The organism is Methylobacterium sp. Ger2507 (genome assembly GCF_055231875.1).
Map to the genome: position 1 here is coordinate 4,930,818 of NZ_JBUYVC010000001.1, position 18,849 is coordinate 4,949,666.

Here is an 18,849-nt window from a genome sequence, read left to right on the forward strand (position 1 = left end):
GCCAGGACTGACGAGTAAGAGGCGTGCCGTTCACATCCGCAGCAACACCTTGCCCACGGCCTCGCGCCGCTTGAGGATGCCCAGGGCCTCGGCGTATTCGGCGAGCGGATAGACGCCGTGGACCTTGGCGGTCAGGCGTCCCTCCGCCACCCAGGCCAGCAACTGCTCCTGGTTGGCCCGATGCGCCTCGGGCTCGCGCTCGACGAAGACGCCCCAGTGCACGCCCTGGATGTCGATGCCCTTCAGGAGGGCAAGGTTGAGGGGAATGCGGGGGATGTCACCGGCAGCGAACCCGATCACCAGGTAGCGCCCCTTCCAGCCGAGCGAGCGCAGGGCGGGCTCGGCGTAGTCGCCGCCGATGGGATCATAGATCACGTCGACCCCCTCCCCCTCGGTGAGGCGGCGCAGGCCCTCGCGCAGGTTGTCGGCGGCGTAATCGAGGCCCATCGTGGCGCCGTGCGCCTCGGCCACGGCGAGCTTCTCCGGCGAGGACGCGCAGGCGATGATGCGGGCGCCCAGGATCGCCCCGAGTTCCACTGCCGCGAGGCCGACGCCGCCCGAGGCGCCGAGCACCGCCAGGGTCTCGCCGGGCTGAAGCCGGGCGCGGTCGCGCAGGGCGTGGAGCGAGGTCCCGTAGGTGATGGTCAGCCCGGCGGCCTGCTCGTCCGAGACGCCGTCCGGCACGGGGGTGAGGTGCCGGGTGGCGACGGCGATCCGCGCGCGGCAGGTGCCGAACTTCTGGTGGACGATGACGCGGTCGCCCACCGAAAAGTCCTCGGCCCCCTCGCCCAAAGCCTCGATCACGCCGCAGGCCTCGCCGCCGGGAGAGAACGGGAGTTCAGGCTTCACCTGATAGCGCCCGGCGATGATCAGGGTGTCGAAGAAGTTGAGCGCCGCCAGCGTGATGCGGATCACGGCCTCGCCCGGACCGGCCACCGGGTCCGGCAGATCGGCGAGTTCCAGATCCTCAGGTCCCCCAAGTCGGGTACACAGCAGCGCCTTCATGCCCACACCTCCCTGATGTTCGCATCGGCGCTTGCACCGACACGGCGGCCTGCGCAAGCACTGCGGTCCAAAGTGCAGGCACCGCGATCCAGAGTGCAGGCGCTGCGGCCGTCAGGGGCGTTCGTAGGTTCCCACCAGACAGCCCTTGGCAAGCACGCGTCCCGCCATCGCCTCCAGCAAGGCACCTCGGCCGGGATGCTGGGGCAGATCCAGCGCCCGGTCGAGGGCATAGGTCTGGAACAGGTAGACGTGCGCCCCGTGGCCAATGGGCGGATCGGGCGGCAGCCAGCCGGATTTCAGAAAGCTGTTCTTGCCGAGAGCGAGACACGAACCGGCTTGGCTCGCCGCGCCTTCCGATAGCGGCGCATCGGGATCGAGGTCCCAGGCGATCAGGTGGACGAGGGGATTCGGCGTCGGGCTTCCGGCATCCTCGACGAGCAGCACGACGCGGGCAGTGCCGGCGGGCAGGCCGGTCCAGGCCAGCGGCGGCGAGGTGCCTTCCCCGTCCGCGGTGAAGCGCGCCGGCATCGCAGCGCCGTCGTCGAAGGCGGGACTGGTGAGCGTCAGGCCCTCCGGCGCCGCGGCGAAATCGGTCCGGTAGGCGGTCCTGTCCAGCCCGGCCTTAAGGCCAGACAGGGCGGCGCCCACGGCATGCGGAATTTTCTCGAGCAACGGCGATCTCCCGGCGGATACGCCGACCAACCCCTTGCCAGACCGAAGGTTCAGGCCGGGCGCTGCGCCGCGATCATGTAGTTGACTGCGGTGTCCCGGCTCGGGCGCCACGAGCCGTCGAGCGGGTTGAAGACCACGCCTGTGGTGTCGGTCACGCGCAGTCCGCCGGCCTCGACGGCGCGGGTGAGTTCGTCGGGCCGAACGAATTTGTCCCAGTCGTGGGTGCCCTTCGGCAGCCAGCCGAGGACGTATTCCGCCCCCACGATGGCCAGGGCGTAGGACCGCAGCGTCCTGTTGATGGTGGCGGCGAACAGCAGGCCGCCCGGCTTCACCGCGCGGGCCGCCTGCGCCACGAAGGCCGGCATATCGACTACGTGCTCCACCACCTCCATGGCGAGCACGATGTCGAAGCGCTCGCCGCCGACCACCACGTCCTCGATGGTGCGCGCCCGATAATCGACCGGCACGCCCTCGGCATCGGCGTGGGCCTGGGCCACCTTGACGTTGGTGGGAGCCGGATCGAGGCCCGTGACCATTGCACCGAGGCGCGCCAGCGGCTCGGACAGGACGCCGCCGCCGCAGCCGATATCCACAAGGGCGAGGCCATCGAGGGGAAAAGGCGCCTTCGGGTCGCGCCCGAAATGGCGGGCGGCGGCATCCCGCACGTAAGCGAGGCGGACCGGGTTGAAGCGGTGCAGGACCCGCATCGGGCCGGCCTCGTCCCACCAAGTGGCCGCAATGGCCTCGAAGCGGGCGACCTCGTCGCGGTCGATGGAGGCGCCTGTGGGTCCGGTCATCGTCTCGGCATGTCTCGTGCGGGGTGGGCGTACCCCCTTGTTGACACGCCCGGGCGGCCCTTGTACCCGCCGAAGCCCTGTCCGGTACAGCAGCCAAGCGACGCGGCAGGCGGTACGGGGCGTGGAAATTTCGACCCGAGACCGGCCGAATCCCTAGCTGTTGCGCTTCCCCTGGCTCCTGCCGCTATCCTTGGCTCTTGCCACTACCCCTGGCTCTTGCGACGCGTCGCGCACGCGACAGGCTCCATCTGGTGAGAACATGCCCCGTCTGGTGATGAAGTTCGGCGGCACGTCCGTCGCCAATGTCGAGCGCATCCGCAACGTGGCCGCCCACGTGGCGCGCGAGGTCGCAGCCGGTTACGAAGTCGCCGTCGTGGTCTCGGCGATGTCGGGCAAGACCAACGAGCTTGTCGCCTGGGTTAAGGACGCCAATTCGATCTACGACGAGGCCGAGTACGACGCCGTGGTGGCCTCGGGCGAACTCGTCACCGCCGGGCTCCTGGCCATCGCTCTCCAGAAGATCGGTATCCAGGCCCGCTCGTGGCAGGGCTGGCAGATCCCGATCTTGACTTCGGACGCGCACGGCTCGGCCCGCATCGAGGGCATCGACGGCGCGCGCCTCGATGCCGGTTTCCAGCGCGGCGAAGTCGCGGTCATCGCCGGCTTCCAGGGCATGAACGAGGCCACCGGCCGGGTCACCACCCTGGGGCGCGGCGGCTCCGATACCAGCGCTGTCGCCATCGCGGCCGCCATCGGGGCCGAGCGCTGCGACATCTATACCGACGTCGACGGCGTCTACACCACCGATCCGCGCGTGGTGCAGAAGGCAAAGCGCATGGAGCGCGTGACCTTCGAGGAAATGCTCGAGATGGCGTCGCTCGGCGCCAAGGTCCTGCAGGTTCGCTCCGTCGAACTCGCCATGGTCCATCGCGTGCCGACCACGGTGCGCTCCTCCTTCGATCCGCCGGACAATGCCCGGCCCGGCACCCTCATCTGCGACGAGGACGACATCGTGGAACAGCAGATCATCACCGGGATCGCCTTCTCCCGGGACGAGGCGCAGATCACGCTTCGTCGCGTGAAGGACAGCCCCGGCATCGCCGCCGCCATCTTCGGCCCCCTGGCGGACGCCAACATCAACGTCGACATGATCATCCAGACCGTGTCGGGCGATCAGTCGACCACCGACATGACCTTCACGGTCCCCTCGGCCGACTACGATCGCGCCCGCAAGATCCTCGACGCGCAGAGCGGTGTGATCGCCTTCGCCCAGATCGAGGGGGCCACCGACGTGGTGAAGGTCTCGGCCATCGGCGTCGGAATGCGCAGCCACGCGGGCGTCGCCGCCAAGGCTTTCCGGGCGCTGGCCGAAAAAGGCATCAACATCCGGGCCATCACCACATCGGAGATCAAGTTCTCCGTCCTCATCGATGCCGCCTATACGGAGCTTGCCGTTCGCACGCTCCACTCGCTATACGGCCTCGACCAGGCCTGACGAGCCGGAGCGCGCGCACGCCTGCGCGCGGACCGGAGCCCGCGGCCGAAGCCGGATCGAGGAGACCATGCCCGCTGCGCCCGGAGGCCCGCGCCTGCTTCTGCGCCGCCTCCGCGAAGCGATGGCGGAGCCGGTCAGTCCACAGGCTCGCCTCGACCGCATCGTCACGCTGATCGCCGCCAACGTGATCGCCGAGGTGTGCTCGGTCTATGTGCTCAGCGATGACAATATCCTCGAACTGTTTGCCACCGAGGGCCTGAACCGCGAAGCGGTCCACCTGACCCGGATGCGGGCGGACGAGGGCCTCGTCGGCCTCATCGCCAAGACGGCCGAGCCGCTGTCGCTCTCCGACGCGCAGTCGCACCCGGCCTTCTCGTATCGACCGGAAACGGGTGAGGAGGCCTATCACGCCTTCCTCGGCGTGCCGCTCCTGCGCGCCGGCAACACGCTCGGCGTCCTCGTCGTTCAGAACAAGACCTACCGGGTCTATTCCGAGGAGGAGATCGAAGCGCTCCAGACCACCGCCATGGTGCTGTCGGAGATGATCGCCTCGGGCGAGCTTCAGGCCCTGGCGCCGGGCGCGGGCTCGGCGGCGCGCCGGCCGGTGAGCCAGCGCGGCGTGGCGCTCGCCGATGGCATCGGCCTCGGGCACGTGGTGCTGCATGAGCCACGCATCGTCATCAAGAAGCTCATCGCCGAGAATGTCGAGCGCGAGGTCGAGCGGCTGGAGCTTGCCATCGGCGAGGTCCGGTCGGCCATCGACGATCTGGTCGAACGCGGCGACAGCATCGGCACGGGGGAATCGCGCGAGGTGCTGGAGACGGTGCGCATGTTCGCGCACGACAAGGGCTGGCTGCGCCGGATGCGCGAGGCCGTGCATTCCGGACTCACGGCCGAGGCCGCTGTCGAGCGCGTCCAGTCGGATAACCGCGCCCGGATGATGCGCCAGAGCGACCCGTACCTGCGCGACCGGCTGCACGACCTCGACGACCTCGCCAACCGCCTGTTGCGCACCCTGATCGGTGCCGAGGGCAACGGGGCGCAGCGCGTGCTGCCCGAGAACGCGATCCTGGTCGCCCGCTCGATGGGGCCGGCAGCCCTGCTCGACTACGACCGCACGGCCCTGCGGGGCGTCGTGCTGGAGGAAGGCGGCCCGACCAGCCACATCGCCATCGTGGCCCGGGCGCTCGGCATTCCGGCGGTCGGTGAGATCGCCAACGCCACGGCCCTGTGCGATGCTGGCGACGCGATCATCGTCGACGGCGCCACCGGCGAGATCCAGGTCCGGCCGGGGCCCGAGATCGAGGCGGCCTATGCCGAGATGGTGCGCCTGCGCGCCCGCCGGCAGGAACAATACCGGGCGCTGCGCGACGTGCCCGCCGTCACCCTCGACGGCACCAAGATCGGCCTGCAGCTCAATGCCGGCCTGCTGATCGACCTGACCCATCTGCACGAGACCGGCGCGGACGGCATCGGCCTGTTCCGCACCGAGCTGCAGTTCATGGTGGCCCAACGCATGCCGTCGGCGGCCGAGCAGCAGACGCTGTACGAGGCCGTATTCGCCGCGACCGGTGACCTTCCGGTGACCATTCGCACCCTCGATATTGGCGGCGACAAGATCCTGCCCTACATGCCGGCTCTCGAGGAGGAGAATCCGGCCCTGGGCTGGCGTGCGATTCGCATCGGGCTCGACCGCCCGGCCCTGCTGCGGGTTCAGTTGCGCGCCCTGCTCAAGGCTTCGGGCGGCCGACCGCTGAAGATCATGTTTCCCATGGTGGCAACGGTGGACGAGTTCACCCGCGCCAAGGCCATCGTCGAGCGCGAGAAGGCGCATCTGCGCCGCCACGGCCACGCCCTGCCGAGCGACTGCAAGCTCGGCGTGATGGTGGAGGTGCCCTCGCTGCTGTTCCAGATCGACGAGATCGCCAAGGCAGCGGACTTCCTGTCTGTCGGATCCAACGACCTGATGCAGTTCCTGTTCGCGGTCGACCGCGAGAACCGGCGCGTCGCGGACCGCTTCGACACCCTGAGCGTTCCGGCCATGCGGGCCTTCCGGATCATCGCCGAGCGGGCGGCCGCGGCCGGCTGCCCGGCCACCGTGTGCGGAGAGATCGGCGGTCGCCCGCTGGAAGCCATGGCGCTGATCGGCCTCGGCTTCCGACACCTCTCGATGTCTCCGGCCGCCATCGGCCCGGTCAAGGCCATGGTGCTGGGGCTCGACGTGAACGCGGTCTCCGACCTGATCCACACCGAACTGGCCCGGGCCGGCGACGGTGCCACCCTGCGGCCAGCCCTGGCGGCCTTCGCGAAGGCGCACGGGGTTCCTATCTAACTGGGTCGTGCCGCGACCCCGTCGTCGATCTGGCTTCCGGTCCGACGAGCCCTTGTTCCTGGTGAGAGTTTTCGACGGGCGATGACCCCTATTCCTGCAGAACGCCTCGACGCGATCCTGACGCGCCACGACATCGTGACGGCCACGCTGAGCGCCGGCTCGGCGGATTCCGACACCTTCGTGCAATTGTCACGCGAGTTGTCCGAACTGGAGGGCGTCGTCGCGGCGATCCACGCCTATCGCGCCGCCGCGCAGAATCTGGCCGACATCCAGGCGCTGATCGACGAGCCCGGCGGCGATTCCGAGATGCGGGCGCTCGCCGCCGACGAGAAGCCGGAGGCCGAGGCCGGGTTGGAAACCGCCTACCGGGCATTGCAGCTGATCCTGCTGCCGAAGGATTCCGCCGATGAGAAAAGCGCCATCCTGGAAATCCGGGCCGGCACCGGCGGGGACGAGGCGGCCCTGTTCGCCGGTGACCTGTTCCGGATGTACGGCAAGTATGCCGACGCCAAGGGCTGGAAGGTCGAGGTCATCTCGGAGAGCGAGGGCACCGTCGGCGGCTATCGCGAGGTCATCGCCGAGGTGAAGGGCAAGGGCGTGTTCGCCCGCCTGAAGTTCGAAAGCGGCGCCCACCGGGTCCAGCGGGTGCCGGACACCGAAGCGCAGGGGCGCATCCACACCTCCGCCGCCACCGTGGCCGTTCTGCCCGAGGCGGAGGAGGTCGACATCGTCGTCAACGATGCGGATCTGAAGATCGATACGATGCGGTCGCAGGGTGCCGGTGGCCAGCACGTCAACAAAACGGAATCGGCCATCCGCATCACGCATCTTCCGAGCGGGATCGTGATTTTCGTCCAGGAGGAGCGCTCCCAGCACAAGAACCGGGCCCGCGCGATGTCGCTGCTACGCGCGAAGCTCTACGACGCCGAGCGGACCGCCAAGGACAGCGCTCGCGCCGCCGACCGCAAGTCGCAGGTCGGCTCGGGCGACCGCTCGGAGCGCATCCGCACCTACAATTTCCCCCAGGCCCGGGTCACCGACCACCGCATCAACCTGACCCTCTACAAGCTGGAGGAAGTTCTGGCCGGCGAGGCCCTGGATGAACTGGTGGACGCCCTCGTCACCGAGCATCAGGCCGAGTTGCTGGCGGCCGAGGGTATGGCCTGATGATCGTTGCTTCGGACCGATGACGGACGGGGCCGCGCCGGAACGGGTCGGCGACGCCGAGGCGCCTCCGTTCGATCCGGCCATGAGCCGGACCGAGGCCCTGCGGGTGATGACCGACCGGCTCGCCGCTCAACGCATCGCGGCGAGCGACGCCCGATTTCTCCTGCTCGACGTGCTGCGCCTGACCTCGACCGATCTCGTCCTCAGGGGCCGGACTCCCCTGGGAACGGACGATGCGGCCAAACTCTCGGCTGCTCTGGATCGCCGGCTCGGGGGCGAGCCGGTGGCCCGGATCGTCGGCGCCTGGGAGTTCTGGGGCCTGTCCTTCGGGCTCGCCCCCGAGACACTGGTTCCCCGCGCCGACACCGAGACCCTGGTGGAAACGGCCCTGGTGCTGCATCCCGACCGCCGCACGCCGTTGCGTCTCCTCGATCTCGGCACCGGCTCCGGCTGCATTCTCGTGGCGTTGCTCAACGAGCTTCCCAACAGCACCGCCATCGGCGTCGATCGTTCGAAGGCGACTCTGCTTCAGGCCCGCGCGAATGCGCAGGCGCACGGCGTCGGTGCCCGCGCCACCTTCGTGGTGGCGGATTGGACAGCAGCCCTCGCGGGCTCCTTCGACCTCGTCGTCTCCAACCCGCCCTACATCCCGAGCGCGACGATCCCGGACCTCGACGTCGAGGTGCGTGAGCATGATCCGGCTGTGGCGCTTGACGGGGGGGCGGACGGGCTCGATGCCTACCGGTCGATCATCGCGGCGCTCACGGACGGCCCGGCCGGGCTCGCTGCCGGCGGCGCACTTGTTTTCGAGGTCGGCTACGACCAGGCGGACGCGGTGGCCACTCTCGGTCGCGAGGCCGGGCTCGGGATTGGGCGGATCACTCACGACCTCGCTGGACATGCCCGGGTGGTGACCTTCACCCCTGACGAGACGGTCAGAACCGGCCGGGAGGGTGTGAAAATCGGAAAAACTGAGGTCTCACCCGGCGAGAGGACAAAAAACGCTTGTTGACCTCTCGGCGAACGGCTAGTCTCGCCGGCAGATCGCGAACGGTCCATCAAAATGGACTGAGGTAAGGCGGGTTGTGGCTTCGGTCTGCGACACCCTTAGAAGATCTCCCCACGATCAGGCTGGTGCGCGCGGGACGACGCGCTGGAGCTTGGTCAACTTCGTGCCTGAAAACCGAAGGACGCCTGGACGCTCAGAGCGGGCCTTGGTCAACGGACAGAGACGGCAAAGCACGGCGAAAGCGATCACGGACACATCGGACCCGGATCACGCGGCGCCAGCGACGAGCCTGCCTCAGGCGGTGTCGTGACCGCCCAGAACCCGCCGCATCATCAGACGCTCCGAGACGAACGAGGGTCAATCGAGACCGATGAGACCAAACCAGAATAGACGGATGCGCGGTCGCAACCGCCCCAAAGGTCCCAATCCGCTTACGCGTTCCTACGAATCGAACGGCCCCGACGTCAAGATTCGCGGTACTGCCCAGCATATCGCAGACAAGTACGCCCAGTTGGCCCGCGACGCGCAGGCCAGTGGCGACCCGGTGGCGGCAGAGAACTACTTCCAGCACGGCGAACACTATTTCCGGATCATCTCGGGCGCTCAGGAACAGACCCGTCAACAGGTGGGCGGTTACGCTCGCGGCTTCGACGACGACGGCGACGAGGGAGACGACGAGGGTCAGGCCGCCCCGCAGGGCTACGCTGCCTCCAGCTACGGTGCCAATTCCTACAACGAGGAATACGGCGATCCGGGTCAGCAGCCTCAGCCGCAGGCCTACGAGGGCCGGCCGGAGGCGCGACAGGAGACGCGGGCTGAGAATTACCGCCAGGATTACAATCGACAGGATTCCAACCGGCAGGATTCCAACCGGCAAGACGCGAACCGCCAGGATTCGAATCGACAGGATTCCAACCGGCAGGATTCCGGCTCGGACAACAACCGGCAGAACCGCCGCGACCGCTTCGCCAATCGAGGCGACCGCCCCCAGCGCTTCGACAACCCGCGCGATGGCAACCGGCCGGACTACAACAATCGACAGGACAACCGGCAGGACTCCAACCGGCAGGACAACCGACGTGACGATTTCGGTCGTCAGGACGGCAACCGACAGGATTCCAACCGACAGGATTTCCGGCCGGATCAGAACCGCCAGGACGGTGCGCGCCAAGACAATCCGCGTCAGGATTACGGGCGCCAGGATGCGGGCCGGCAGGATCAGCCGCGCCAGGATTTCAACCGCCCTGCCCCGGTCCGGTCCGAAACGCCTCGCTACGAAAACGGGCGAACCGATCAGCCGGTGAACGAGGCCCCGCGTCAGGACGCCAACCGATCGGAGTTCGGTGGCCAGGACGCGGCTCGGCCGAGTTCGAGCCGCGAGGAGACGCCTCGGGCGAGCCGGACGAACGATGCCGCACCGCGTCGCAGCCGGCGTCGCGAGGAGCGTGAACCGGTCGGTAATCCCGAGGACGTCGCCGCCCTGCCGGCTTTCCTGATGACGCCGCCGCGTCCCGTTCCGGCCGTCGAGCGGACGGCCGAACCGGCAGCCTCGGCAGAATCCCAGAACACTGGTACCGGCCCCGGCGGTTCCGACGAGGGGACGCCCGCGACCCCGAAGCCGCGCCGGCGCCGCCGCGCCCGCTTCGAGGGCTCTGAAGCCCCCGAGGGCGGCGTCGGCGGTGACGATCCGTCGTCCGTCACCGAATAAAACCCGCGCGTCGCGCGACCTTCGACAGACCTCACAGGAAGCCGCCCCGATCGGGCGGCTTCTTGCGTTTGGGCTGGCACGCCGTGTCAGGCGGTGCGCCAATTCAGGAAGGCCTGAACCCGATGGCGCAGGCGGTGATGGCGCGCGGCCTCGCCAAAGGGCGCGATCTCCCAGATCCAGTCCCGGTCGGGAGGATCGAGGCGCACCTCGTGCAGAAGATCGATCTGGTCGGTAATCCGGCCGGTCCGGTCCTCCTCGAGCTGCTCGATGTCGGTGAGGAGGCAGACGCGTGCCCGCAACCGCCCGAGGCCTTCGAGATGCGCCCGGACGATGCGACCGCCGAGATCGGGCGGCAACAGGCCGGGTCGGTCGAGCGGCAGGATCGGCAGTTGCGACAGGAGGTTGGCGGACACCACGAAGTCGACCTCGGCGCCACCGCAGAGCGCCGGCAGCGGATCGACCCGGCCCGGCTCGGCGTTCAGGTCGGCAGTGATCAACCGGACGTTGGGATAAGGTCGGACCAAGCGGCGCGCCGGCCACAGATGCACCGCATCGACAAGGTGGACCTCACGAAAGCGGCGGGCCAGATCCGCGATCGGCACGTCCTGGAGCAGCCCCGACCCGAGAACGACAGCGATGCGGGTCTGATCTAGGCCCGCGCAGGCGTCCAGGATCGCGGCCCGGGACGCCGCAAGATGGGGCGCCCAGGCAGCGTGGCAGCGCCGGCCGCGCGACAGCAGCAGCACGCTCTCCCGCAGGTATCCCAGCCGCCGAAGGCGCAGGGGAACGGGGGTCACGAGCAGATGAAACAGTTCGACCAGCACGGGGATCTCGAGCCAAGCGATCGGCACGCGGATCGCCCGCGTTTTCACACGGCATAGCGAAGAGCCGGCCGAACATCAGCAACGGAGACGATTCACTGCGGCAATCTGTACTCGTTGCGGCAGAAAACCAGCCGTCGTTCCAGCGCAGCGGGAACCTGTCCGCCGCGATCGTGTTGCGGTTGGGCCGTCGCGGCCGCGATCCTGCGACCGCATTGTTCTCGGAGCGACCGTGTCGAACCTCGTCCGCATCATTCTCGCAATCTTCCTGCCGCCCATCGCGGTCCTCATGACCACCGGTATCGGCCTGCAGTTTCTGCTCAACATTCTGCTCACGCTGATGGGCGTCCTGCCCGGCACCATCCATGCCCTGTGGCTGGTGCTGCGCGATCGCTGAGCCGATGGTATCCGTCCGCCAGGGTTGAGCGCCGGGCTGGTACCCAAGTCGTGCGGAATGATGGAGGGGAGGTCAGGATGAGCACACGCGGCTTCACCGGGCGAAAACCCCCGGAGGCGACTCGGGAGCGCCTACCTCCGGGGCAGTACCTCACGGAGGATTTTCCGGTCCTGCAGATCGGACCAAATCCCCGTCTCGATCTCGACACGTGGTCCTTCACCCTGCGCGAGGGTTCGCGCCCGCTGAAATCCTGGACCTGGGAGGCGTTCGCCGCCCTTCCGCGCACACGCTGGAGCGGCGACATTCACTGCGTGACGAAGTGGTCGAAGTTCGACACGGCCTGGGAAGGCGTCAGCTTCGATGACATCCTGGCCGATGCGGGCATCGCCGCGCCGACCGCCTTCCTGCTCGCCGAGGGCTACGACGACTACACCACCAACGTTCCGGTGGGGGACCTCGTCGGAGGCAAAGGTATGGTCGCGACCCATTACGACGGGGCGCCAATCCCAGCTGACCACGGCGGCCCGGCGCGTCTGCTGGTTCCGCACCTGTATTTTTGGAAGAGCGCCAAGTGGGTGAAGGGCCTGCGCTTCACCCAGCGCGACGAGGGCGGCTTCTGGGAGTTGCGCGGCTATCACATGTATGGCGATCCCTGGCGCGAGCAGCGCTTTACCGGTGATTGAGCCGACCGCGCGCCCCCTCCCCTGGCAGTCCGCGACCCTCACGGCCATCCGGCCCGTCACCGGGCGCGTGAAGAGCTATCGCCTCCAGGTCGCCTTTGATCGGCCGGTGCTGGCCGGGCAGCATGTGGACGTACGCCTGACCGCTCCGGATGGCTATCAAGCCCAGCGCAGCTACTCGATCGCCTCGGCGCCGAGCCCGGACGGCACCATCGAGTTGATGATCGAGGGGCTGCCCGAGGGCGAGGTCTCGGGTTTCTTCGAGACGGTGGCGGAGGTCGGCGACACGATCGAACTGCGCGGGCCGATCGGCGGCGCCTTCGTCTGGCGGCCGGAGGATGGCGGACCGCTCCTTCTGGTCGGCGGCGGTTCCGGCGTGGTGCCGCTGCTGGCAATGCTGCGCCACCGTGCGGCGGCGGTTCCCGAGGTCCCGGCCCTTTTGCTTTACTCGGTGCGCGACGCGGCTGAGGCGATCGCGGCCGAGGAGTTGGTCGTACGTGCCCGGGACGAACCGCATTTCGCGCTGATGCTGACCCTGACTCGCGCCGGCGGCCGGCGCGTCGATGCTAACATGATCGGCGAAGCGCTCCAGCGGCTGGGACAGCCCGGTCACGTCTACATCTGCGGCGGCAATGCCTTTGTGGGGAGGACGGCGGACCTGCTCGTCGATGCGGGGGTGGACCCGCCCCTGATCCGGACCGAGCGCTTCGGTAGCTGACCTCGTGATGGTCTTGTCCGACAGCCGAGAGCGGGTGTAGATCGCGTCCGGCGGTCGAGGATCGAATCAACATGCCGGATGGTTCGGATCGATTTTTCGGGCAATGTCATTGCGGAGGCGTCCGCTTCGCGGCGACGCTGAGCGACGGCTTTGACACAATCCGGCGCTGCACCTGCTCGTATTGTCGGATGCGCGGGGCCGCGGTGGTCTCGGCTGAGGGCGGCGGCGTCGAGATCTTGCAAGGGGCGGACCTGCTGACGCGCTATCGGTTCAACACCGGCGCAGCGCAGCACTTCTTCTGCTCACGCTGCGGGATCTATACGCATCATCAACGCCGATCGAACCCGCACCAGTACGGCGTCAACGTGGCCTGCCTCGACGGAGTCAGCCCATTCGACTTTCCCGAAATGCCGGTCTTCGACGGCGTGAACCATCCGAGCGACACCGGCGGAACGACTCGCCGCGCCGGAACGCTCCGTTTCGTCCCGGAGGCTTAGCCACCAGTCCTTAGACGAGATCGCGGCTTTCGGCCCTGAGGAGACGGTCGGCCACGTCCTCCGCGAGGGAGAGGCTTGAGGTCAGGCCCGGACTTTCGATGCCGAAGAGATGGACCAGGCCGCGAAATCCGTGCTCGGCCGGGCCGTCGATACGGAAATCGGCGGCCGGCTCACCGGGTCCGGTCAGTTTGGGGCGGATGCCCGCGTAATCCGGCGTCAGCACCCCATCGGGAAGACCCGGCCAGTAGCGTCGGATCGCCTGCGCGAACGCCTCGGCGCGGGCGGGATCGACCCCATAATCGAGGCGGTCGACCCATTCCACGTCGGGGCCGAAGCGCATGCGCCCGGCCAAATCGAGCGTCAGGTGGATGCCGAGGCCGCCCTCGACGGGCGCCGGGTAGATCAGGCGCGAGAAGGCCGGTCGCCCGGTGCAGCCGAAATAGCTGCCCTTCGCCAGAACCTGACGGGGGATCTGCACCTTGGGATAGCCCTCGATCCGCTGGGCAAGTGCCTGGGCGCCAAGTCCGGCCGCGTTGATCACCGCGTCGAACACCAGATCCTCGCCGGCGACGGTCACACGCCAGCCTTCGGGAATCCGGAGAATTCGAGTCACAGGGCTGCTGAAGGCGACGGCCCCGCCGGCATCCTCCAGGTCACCCTGCAGGGCCAGCATCAGGGCATGGCTGTCGACGATGCCGGTGCCCGGCGCGTGCAGGGCGGCGACGCAGGCGAGATTCGGTTCGAGGACGCGGGCTTCGGCGCCGTCGATCAGTGCCAGACCGGGAACGCCGTTGGCATCACCGCGGTCGCGGATCGTGGCGATGGCCGCTCGCTCCGACTCGTCGGTGGCGACGATGAGCTTGCCGCAACGCCGATAGGGCACGCCGTGACTATCGCAGAAGGCCATGAGCATCGCCGCCCCGGCCACGCAGTGGCGCGCCCGCAGCGAGCCGGGAGGATAGTACATCCCACCGTGGATCACCTCGGAATTCCGGGCCGAGATGCCAGTGCCGATCGACGCCTCGGACTCGGCCACGACCACGGCATGGCCGCGGATCGCCAGAGCCCGGGCCACGGCCAGTCCTACGATACCGGCACCGACGACAAGGATTTCCATCACGGCCAGCCGATGAAGCGAAGATCGACGGGGAAGACGTCCACCAGAACGATGTCGACGCCAGGGACAGAGTGCGGAACGCTGGCCCTCGACCCATCGTCCGTACAGGCTCTCAGGTGCCCGATCGATCCGCTCCGCACAAGATACCCTCGGGCCATTTACCCTCGGGTCATCGCGATCGATGATCACCGGGCAACTGCCTGAGCACGGAGGCGCGCGACTGCTCGGGCGCCGACGCGCGCGGAGCCAGCATCGGGCATGCACGCACGGTCATGGCGCTGCGACCCAGTTCCCGCTACAAGGCGAACCATCCGTAACCGTTCGAGGTCGGAATCCCGTCGGCTCGGAGACGATCGCGCCCTGTCGCGAGCCCTCCCTGGCGCGTGTTTCGCCTGCTTGCCCCCTAAGGCTTCCGTCACAGTGCCCTTCCCCACCCTGCCGGCCCCGCTCGCCCGAGCGCTGACCGCGCGCGACTACGAAGACCCGACGCCCGTGCAGAGCGCCGTCATCGAGGCGGCAGCCCAGGGCCGAGACCTTCTCGTCTCGGCCCAGACCGGCTCCGGCAAGACCGTGGCATACGGCCTCGCTTTCGCCGAGACTCTGCTTGACGGGGCCGAGCGCTTCGGCCCGGCCGGTGCTCCCCTTGCCCTGGTCATCGCGCCGACCCGCGAGCTCGCCATTCAGGTCGAGCGCGAACTCAGCTGGCTCTATGCCGAGACCGGCGCCCGCGTCATCTCCTGCGTCGGCGGCATGGACCCGCGTCGCGAGAGCCGCCAGCTCAACGACGGCGCCCACATCGTCGTCGGCACCCCGGGGCGCCTGCGCGACCACCTGGAGCGGCGCAACCTCGCGACCCAGGATCTGCGCGCCGTGGTCCTCGACGAGGCCGACGAGATGCTCGACCTCGGCTTTCGCGACGACCTCGAATTTATCCTGTCGGTGACCCCGAAGGAGCGGCGCACGCTGCTGTTCTCCGCGACCCTGCCGAAAGCCATCGCGACGCTCGCCGAGCGCTACCAGAACGACGCCCTGCGCATTGCCGTGAAGGGTCAGGAGCGCGGTCACTCGGACATCACTTACAAGGCCATCCGCGTCGTGCCGCGCGAGCTGGAGCATGTGGTGGTCAACACCCTGCGCTTCATGGATGCGCCGACCGCGATCATCTTCTGCAACACGCGCAACGCGGTGCGCCATCTCCAGGCGGTGCTCACCGAACGCGGCTTTTCAGCCGTGGCGCTCTCGGGCGAACTCGGCCAGGGCGAGCGCAACGCCGCTCTTCAGGCCCTGCGCGACGGCCGAGCCAAGGTGTGCGTGGCGACCGACGTCGCCGCGCGCGGCATCGATCTCCCCACCGTCAGCCTGGTGATCCATGCCGACCTGCCGCACGATGCGGAGGTGCTGCAGCACCGCTCGGGTCGCACCGGGCGTGCCGGCCGCAAGGGCACCAGCCTCCTGCTGATCCCGGCCTCGAAGCGGCGCCGGGCCGAGCAGATGCTGATGATCGCCAAGGTCTCGTTCGAGTGGGCCGGTCCGCCCACCGCCGACGAGATCCGCCGGCTCGACGGCGAACGCATGTGGCAGGATCCGATCTTTACCGAGGCTCCGGCCGAGGAAGATCTGGCGATGGCCGAGACCCTGATGGGCCAGCGTACGCCTCAGGAGCTCGCCGCCGCCCTGGCGCGGATCTATCGCTCGCGCCTGCCGGCCCCCGAGGATGTCACCGATCCGGGCGCCGGCCCCGAGCGCAAGACTCGGCCCGTCTACGATCCCGCCGATACGGCGCGAATCGATGCCGAGGGACCATCGGTCTGGTTCCGGCTCAATCTCGGCCGCCGCGACAATGCCGATCCGCGCCGGCTCCTGCCGATGCTGACCCGGCGCGGCAATATCGGCCGCCAGGAAATCGGAGCGATCCGGATTTTCGACCGTGAGACCAAGTTCGAGGTCCGGGGCGGTGCCGCCTCGCGCTTCGCACAGACCTTCGCCAAGAACGGTTCGCCCGAGATTCAGGTGGAGCCGCTGCTCGAAGGCGGCGAGCCCGATCGCGAGGAGAAGGCGACGAAGTCCTTCAAGAGCCCGCGCGGCGCCCGCCACGAGCGCGAGATCGCCAAGAAGCCGCGGACCAGCCGCGCGCCTCGCTGAACCGGCAGGAGGCGCCCATTGGGCGCCTCCTGCCGGTGACGATCAGGCATGCCGGGCCGAGGGCTTCGTACGATACGAAATGGGCGCCCTGTGGGTGCTTGGCGGCTGACTCGATCGGGGTTCTCATCGGTCCTGACCGGGACCAGATCAGTCGCCCGGTGAGAGCAAGATCCGGGCGATCGCCCTTAGAAGTGATCGGGCAGGCTCTTCACGGCGTTCCCGAGCGCTTCGACGCCTTCGGCGATTTTTCGTCCGGCCGGGGCCAGGGACGGCACCTTCAGGCCGAAGAGTTCCGTCTGCTCCGGGTCCTCGGCGGCTGCACTGGCAGGCATCGTCTCAGGCGCGGCGGCCGACGCCATCTTAGCATCGGCGGGCTTGGCGGCGGCGGGCTTGGCAGCGGCAGGCTTGGCATGCGGTGCGGCCGCGGTGGCGACGGGCTTGCGCGGGGTTGTCTCACGCTCGGGCGGAAGCGCGGTGAAGATGCCGTTCGTCGCCCGTGACCGGGTCGTCTCCGTGGAAAGCGGCGCGATGATCGCGGCCGTGCGCGTCGCTGGAATCAGCGAGGCCGGACGAGCCGGCGGCAGCACCGCAGCGTTCTCGATCGACGGTAGACGGACCGGCTTCTGTGTGGCGGCGACTTCCAACCGCTTCTCGGGGATCTTGACCTCGACGGCCTGAACCACGGGCGCCAAGGCCGGCAAGGACGGCGGCTCCGGCGGCTTGACGGCGGCCTGAACCACGGGAGGCGTTGCTGCGGCCGGAAGACGCTCGACCTTCGCGGGCGCCGCGACGGCGAGGGTCGGGGCCGGTGCGGCGGCTTTTGGCTGGGACGGGGCCAGTGCCGGAACGCCGTCGCGCAGGTCCGGCCATTCGGACGCGGAGTGCTTGGTCACCGGCGAAGCGGCGGAGATCTTCGCCAGCGACGGGCGGGTGAATTGGGGGCCGGCGAGATCGCCGAGGGTGGTGAAGGCCAGCACCCCGAAACCCGCCAAGCCGAGGATGCCGAGGCTCGACAGAAGCACGAGGCGGAGGTTCACGTGGGATTGGCGTGGCGCCGGACTCGCGGGGCGCCGCGTCTCGGAAGGGTCGATCGTCACGGACATCATGGTCTCAGACATCTCGCACGCTGGGGAACATAGGTGTTGACCGTGGCCGGTCGATCACGCGACGCGATCCGCGCGGCGACCGCAGACGAACGGCACCGGCGTGCAACGAAGAAGACCGCGCAATGGGGCATGAAGATGTCCTGAGCCTCCGCCTTGCAGAGGATAGGACGGGACACGTAGCGAATCTGAATAACCTGAAGAGGTTTAACGACGCGTATCGACCCAGAACTTCTCAGATCAGAATTTGGTCCCGTGCCGAATCGTCATCGCCTCGGCCTGGAGCCGTACCACCCGGGCGATGTTCCGGGTGATGCGATTGGTGGTTCCGGTCGCCGGAGCCTCGCCGGCGGCGAGCCGCGCTTTCAGGGCGACGAGATCGGGCGCGCCCCAGCGGGCCAGGATCGCCTGGAAGGCCGCGTGGCGAGCGGGATCGAAGGCCCGCTTCGGCGAGGCGCAGGGATGGGGCGGCACCAGGAGAGCGACCGGCAGCAGGCCGGCCGGGATCGTGGCCGTGGCGGGGTGCGTTCGCCCGAGGGCGAGCATCTTCGGCACGAGAAAGACGCGCGGTCCGTCGGACGCGCTGGCCGACCCGCCGAAGATTTCGATGCGGCCGAGGGGCGTAATCACCACGTGGTCGACCATCGGGATCGCGTCGAGGTCACGCCAGAATTCGGGATCGTCACGAAGGTTTCGGCCGACCGCCGCGCGGAGGATTCTGAGCGCATCCGGATCGGCCGAGCGCAGGCGGAGTCGCCCCTGGGGGAGGTCGAGGCCGAGGTCGAACCAGTTGTCCCCAAGATTTTCGGGCCGGAGTGCATTCGGGTCGCGACCCGCCTCGGCGATCGGGCGGGGCCCCGGCCGGGGATGGAGCGTCGCCGGCCGGCACAAGGCGACGGCATGGCTCCAGGCCCCGGCGAAGGCCGTCTCGTAGGCGACCGGGATCGCTCCGGCCGGGTCGAGGGCGATGCCGCCCCGCGGGGTGACGAGGCCGAGGCGTCCGGATGCAAGCGGGGTCGCGGCTTCGTCGCCGGTGCGGCTGAAGCGGGCCAGCGCCCCGAACCCGCCCAGGGTCCAGGTCGCCGTGGGATCGGCCAGCGCGCCCGTGACGAGTTCGGCGACCCCGTCAAGATCTGGCCGTTCAGACATCGGCATCGGCCCCATGCCATCGCGCTCCGGGTCGGCTACA

At 68.7% G+C, this 18,849-nt stretch carries 17 protein-coding genes; 10 read left to right on the forward strand and 7 right to left on the reverse strand.

Features of this window, described 5'->3' with window-relative positions:
• Positions 1–30: 30 nt before the first annotated feature.
• The 3 genes from ACV7NL_RS22750 to ubiG all read right to left on the reverse strand — a co-directional run bounded on the left by ACV7NL_RS22750 (position 31) and on the right by ubiG (position 2,474).
• Positions 31–1,005 carry an NADPH:quinone oxidoreductase family protein gene (locus ACV7NL_RS22750; protein WP_463356954.1) on the reverse strand — a complete coding sequence of 325 codons (975 nt, stop codon included), beginning with the start codon at positions 1,003–1,005 and terminating at the stop codon, positions 31–33.
• Positions 1,006–1,116: 111 nt separating this feature from the next.
• Positions 1,117–1,677, reverse strand: coding sequence for a YbhB/YbcL family Raf kinase inhibitor-like protein (locus ACV7NL_RS22755; RefSeq protein ID WP_463356955.1), 561 nt, complete (start codon positions 1,675–1,677; stop codon positions 1,117–1,119).
• Positions 1,678–1,727: 50 nt separating this feature from the next.
• Positions 1,728–2,474 (reverse strand): bifunctional 2-polyprenyl-6-hydroxyphenol methylase/3-demethylubiquinol 3-O-methyltransferase UbiG, encoded by a 747-nt coding sequence (gene ubiG / locus ACV7NL_RS22760; RefSeq protein WP_463356956.1) that lies wholly within the window; start codon positions 2,472–2,474, stop codon positions 1,728–1,730.
• A 259-nt stretch (positions 2,475–2,733) separates the two neighbouring features.
• Here ubiG and ACV7NL_RS22765 point away from each other — a divergent pair, with 259 nt between their 5' ends.
• From ACV7NL_RS22765 to ACV7NL_RS22785, 5 genes are all read left to right on the forward strand, one after another.
• Complete coding sequence (locus ACV7NL_RS22765; RefSeq protein ID WP_463356957.1) at positions 2,734–3,969, forward strand: aspartate kinase; 1,236 nt, start codon at positions 2,734–2,736, stop codon at positions 3,967–3,969.
• 67 nt (positions 3,970–4,036) lie between these two features.
• Complete coding sequence (ptsP, locus tag ACV7NL_RS22770; protein WP_056188567.1) at positions 4,037–6,301, forward strand: phosphoenolpyruvate--protein phosphotransferase; 2,265 nt, start codon at positions 4,037–4,039, stop codon at positions 6,299–6,301.
• A gap of 81 nt (positions 6,302–6,382) precedes the next feature.
• Complete coding sequence (gene prfA / locus ACV7NL_RS22775; RefSeq protein ID WP_056188570.1) at positions 6,383–7,468, forward strand: peptide chain release factor 1; 1,086 nt, start codon at positions 6,383–6,385, stop codon at positions 7,466–7,468.
• Between the two features lie 19 nt (positions 7,469–7,487).
• Entirely contained in the window at positions 7,488–8,480 is a 993-nt protein-coding gene (gene prmC, locus ACV7NL_RS22780) for a peptide chain release factor N(5)-glutamine methyltransferase (RefSeq protein WP_463356958.1), read from the forward strand.
• Positions 8,481–8,871: 391 nt separating this feature from the next.
• Positions 8,872–10,185, forward strand: a complete 1,314-nt coding sequence (locus ACV7NL_RS22785) for a DUF4167 domain-containing protein (protein WP_463356959.1) — start codon at positions 8,872–8,874, stop codon at positions 10,183–10,185.
• A gap of 86 nt (positions 10,186–10,271) precedes the next feature.
• On the opposite strand, the gene ACV7NL_RS22790 is transcribed toward ACV7NL_RS22785, so the two are convergent.
• On the reverse strand, positions 10,272–11,009 hold the full coding sequence (locus tag ACV7NL_RS22790; RefSeq protein ID WP_463357200.1) for a hypothetical protein: 738 nt from the start codon (positions 11,007–11,009) through the stop codon (positions 10,272–10,274).
• 229 nt (positions 11,010–11,238) lie between these two features.
• On the opposite strand from ACV7NL_RS22790, the gene ACV7NL_RS22795 reads away from it, so the two are divergent.
• The 4 genes from ACV7NL_RS22795 to ACV7NL_RS22810 all read left to right on the forward strand — a co-directional run bounded on the left by ACV7NL_RS22795 (position 11,239) and on the right by ACV7NL_RS22810 (position 13,298).
• A complete protein-coding gene (locus ACV7NL_RS22795; RefSeq protein WP_082487210.1) occupies positions 11,239–11,403 on the forward strand; it encodes a YqaE/Pmp3 family membrane protein in 165 nt (54 codons plus the stop codon).
• Between the two features lie 77 nt (positions 11,404–11,480).
• Positions 11,481–12,086 (forward strand): sulfite oxidase-like oxidoreductase, encoded by a 606-nt coding sequence (locus ACV7NL_RS22800; RefSeq protein WP_463356960.1) that lies wholly within the window; start codon positions 11,481–11,483, stop codon positions 12,084–12,086.
• On the forward strand, positions 12,046–12,801 hold the full coding sequence (locus tag ACV7NL_RS22805; RefSeq protein ID WP_463356961.1) for an FAD-binding oxidoreductase: 756 nt from the start codon (positions 12,046–12,048) through the stop codon (positions 12,799–12,801). Before ACV7NL_RS22800 ends, ACV7NL_RS22805 begins: the two co-directional genes overlap by 41 nt.
• A 71-nt stretch (positions 12,802–12,872) precedes the next feature.
• Positions 12,873–13,298: a GFA family protein gene (locus ACV7NL_RS22810; RefSeq protein ID WP_463356962.1), complete on the forward strand. Its 426-nt coding sequence runs from the start codon at positions 12,873–12,875 to the stop codon at positions 13,296–13,298.
• 10 nt (positions 13,299–13,308) lie between these two features.
• On the opposite strand, the gene ACV7NL_RS22815 is transcribed toward ACV7NL_RS22810, so the two are convergent.
• Complete coding sequence (locus ACV7NL_RS22815; RefSeq protein WP_463356963.1) at positions 13,309–14,415, reverse strand: NAD(P)/FAD-dependent oxidoreductase; 1,107 nt, start codon at positions 14,413–14,415, stop codon at positions 13,309–13,311.
• A gap of 420 nt (positions 14,416–14,835) precedes the next feature.
• On the opposite strand from ACV7NL_RS22815, the gene ACV7NL_RS22820 reads away from it, so the two are divergent.
• Positions 14,836–16,557, forward strand: coding sequence for a DEAD/DEAH box helicase (locus ACV7NL_RS22820; RefSeq protein ID WP_247636085.1), 1,722 nt, complete (start codon positions 14,836–14,838; stop codon positions 16,555–16,557).
• A 185-nt stretch (positions 16,558–16,742) separates the two neighbouring features.
• Here ACV7NL_RS22820 and ACV7NL_RS22825 read toward each other — a convergent pair whose 3' ends face one another.
• The gene (locus ACV7NL_RS22825; protein WP_463356964.1) at positions 16,743–17,663 is read right to left on the reverse strand and encodes a hypothetical protein; all 921 of its coding nucleotides are present in this window, start codon (positions 17,661–17,663) and stop codon (positions 16,743–16,745) included.
• Between the two features lie 237 nt (positions 17,664–17,900).
• Positions 17,901–18,809 (reverse strand): DUF6925 family protein, encoded by a 909-nt coding sequence (locus tag ACV7NL_RS22830; protein WP_463356965.1) that lies wholly within the window; start codon positions 18,807–18,809, stop codon positions 17,901–17,903.
• Between the last annotated feature and the right edge of the window lie 40 nt (positions 18,810–18,849).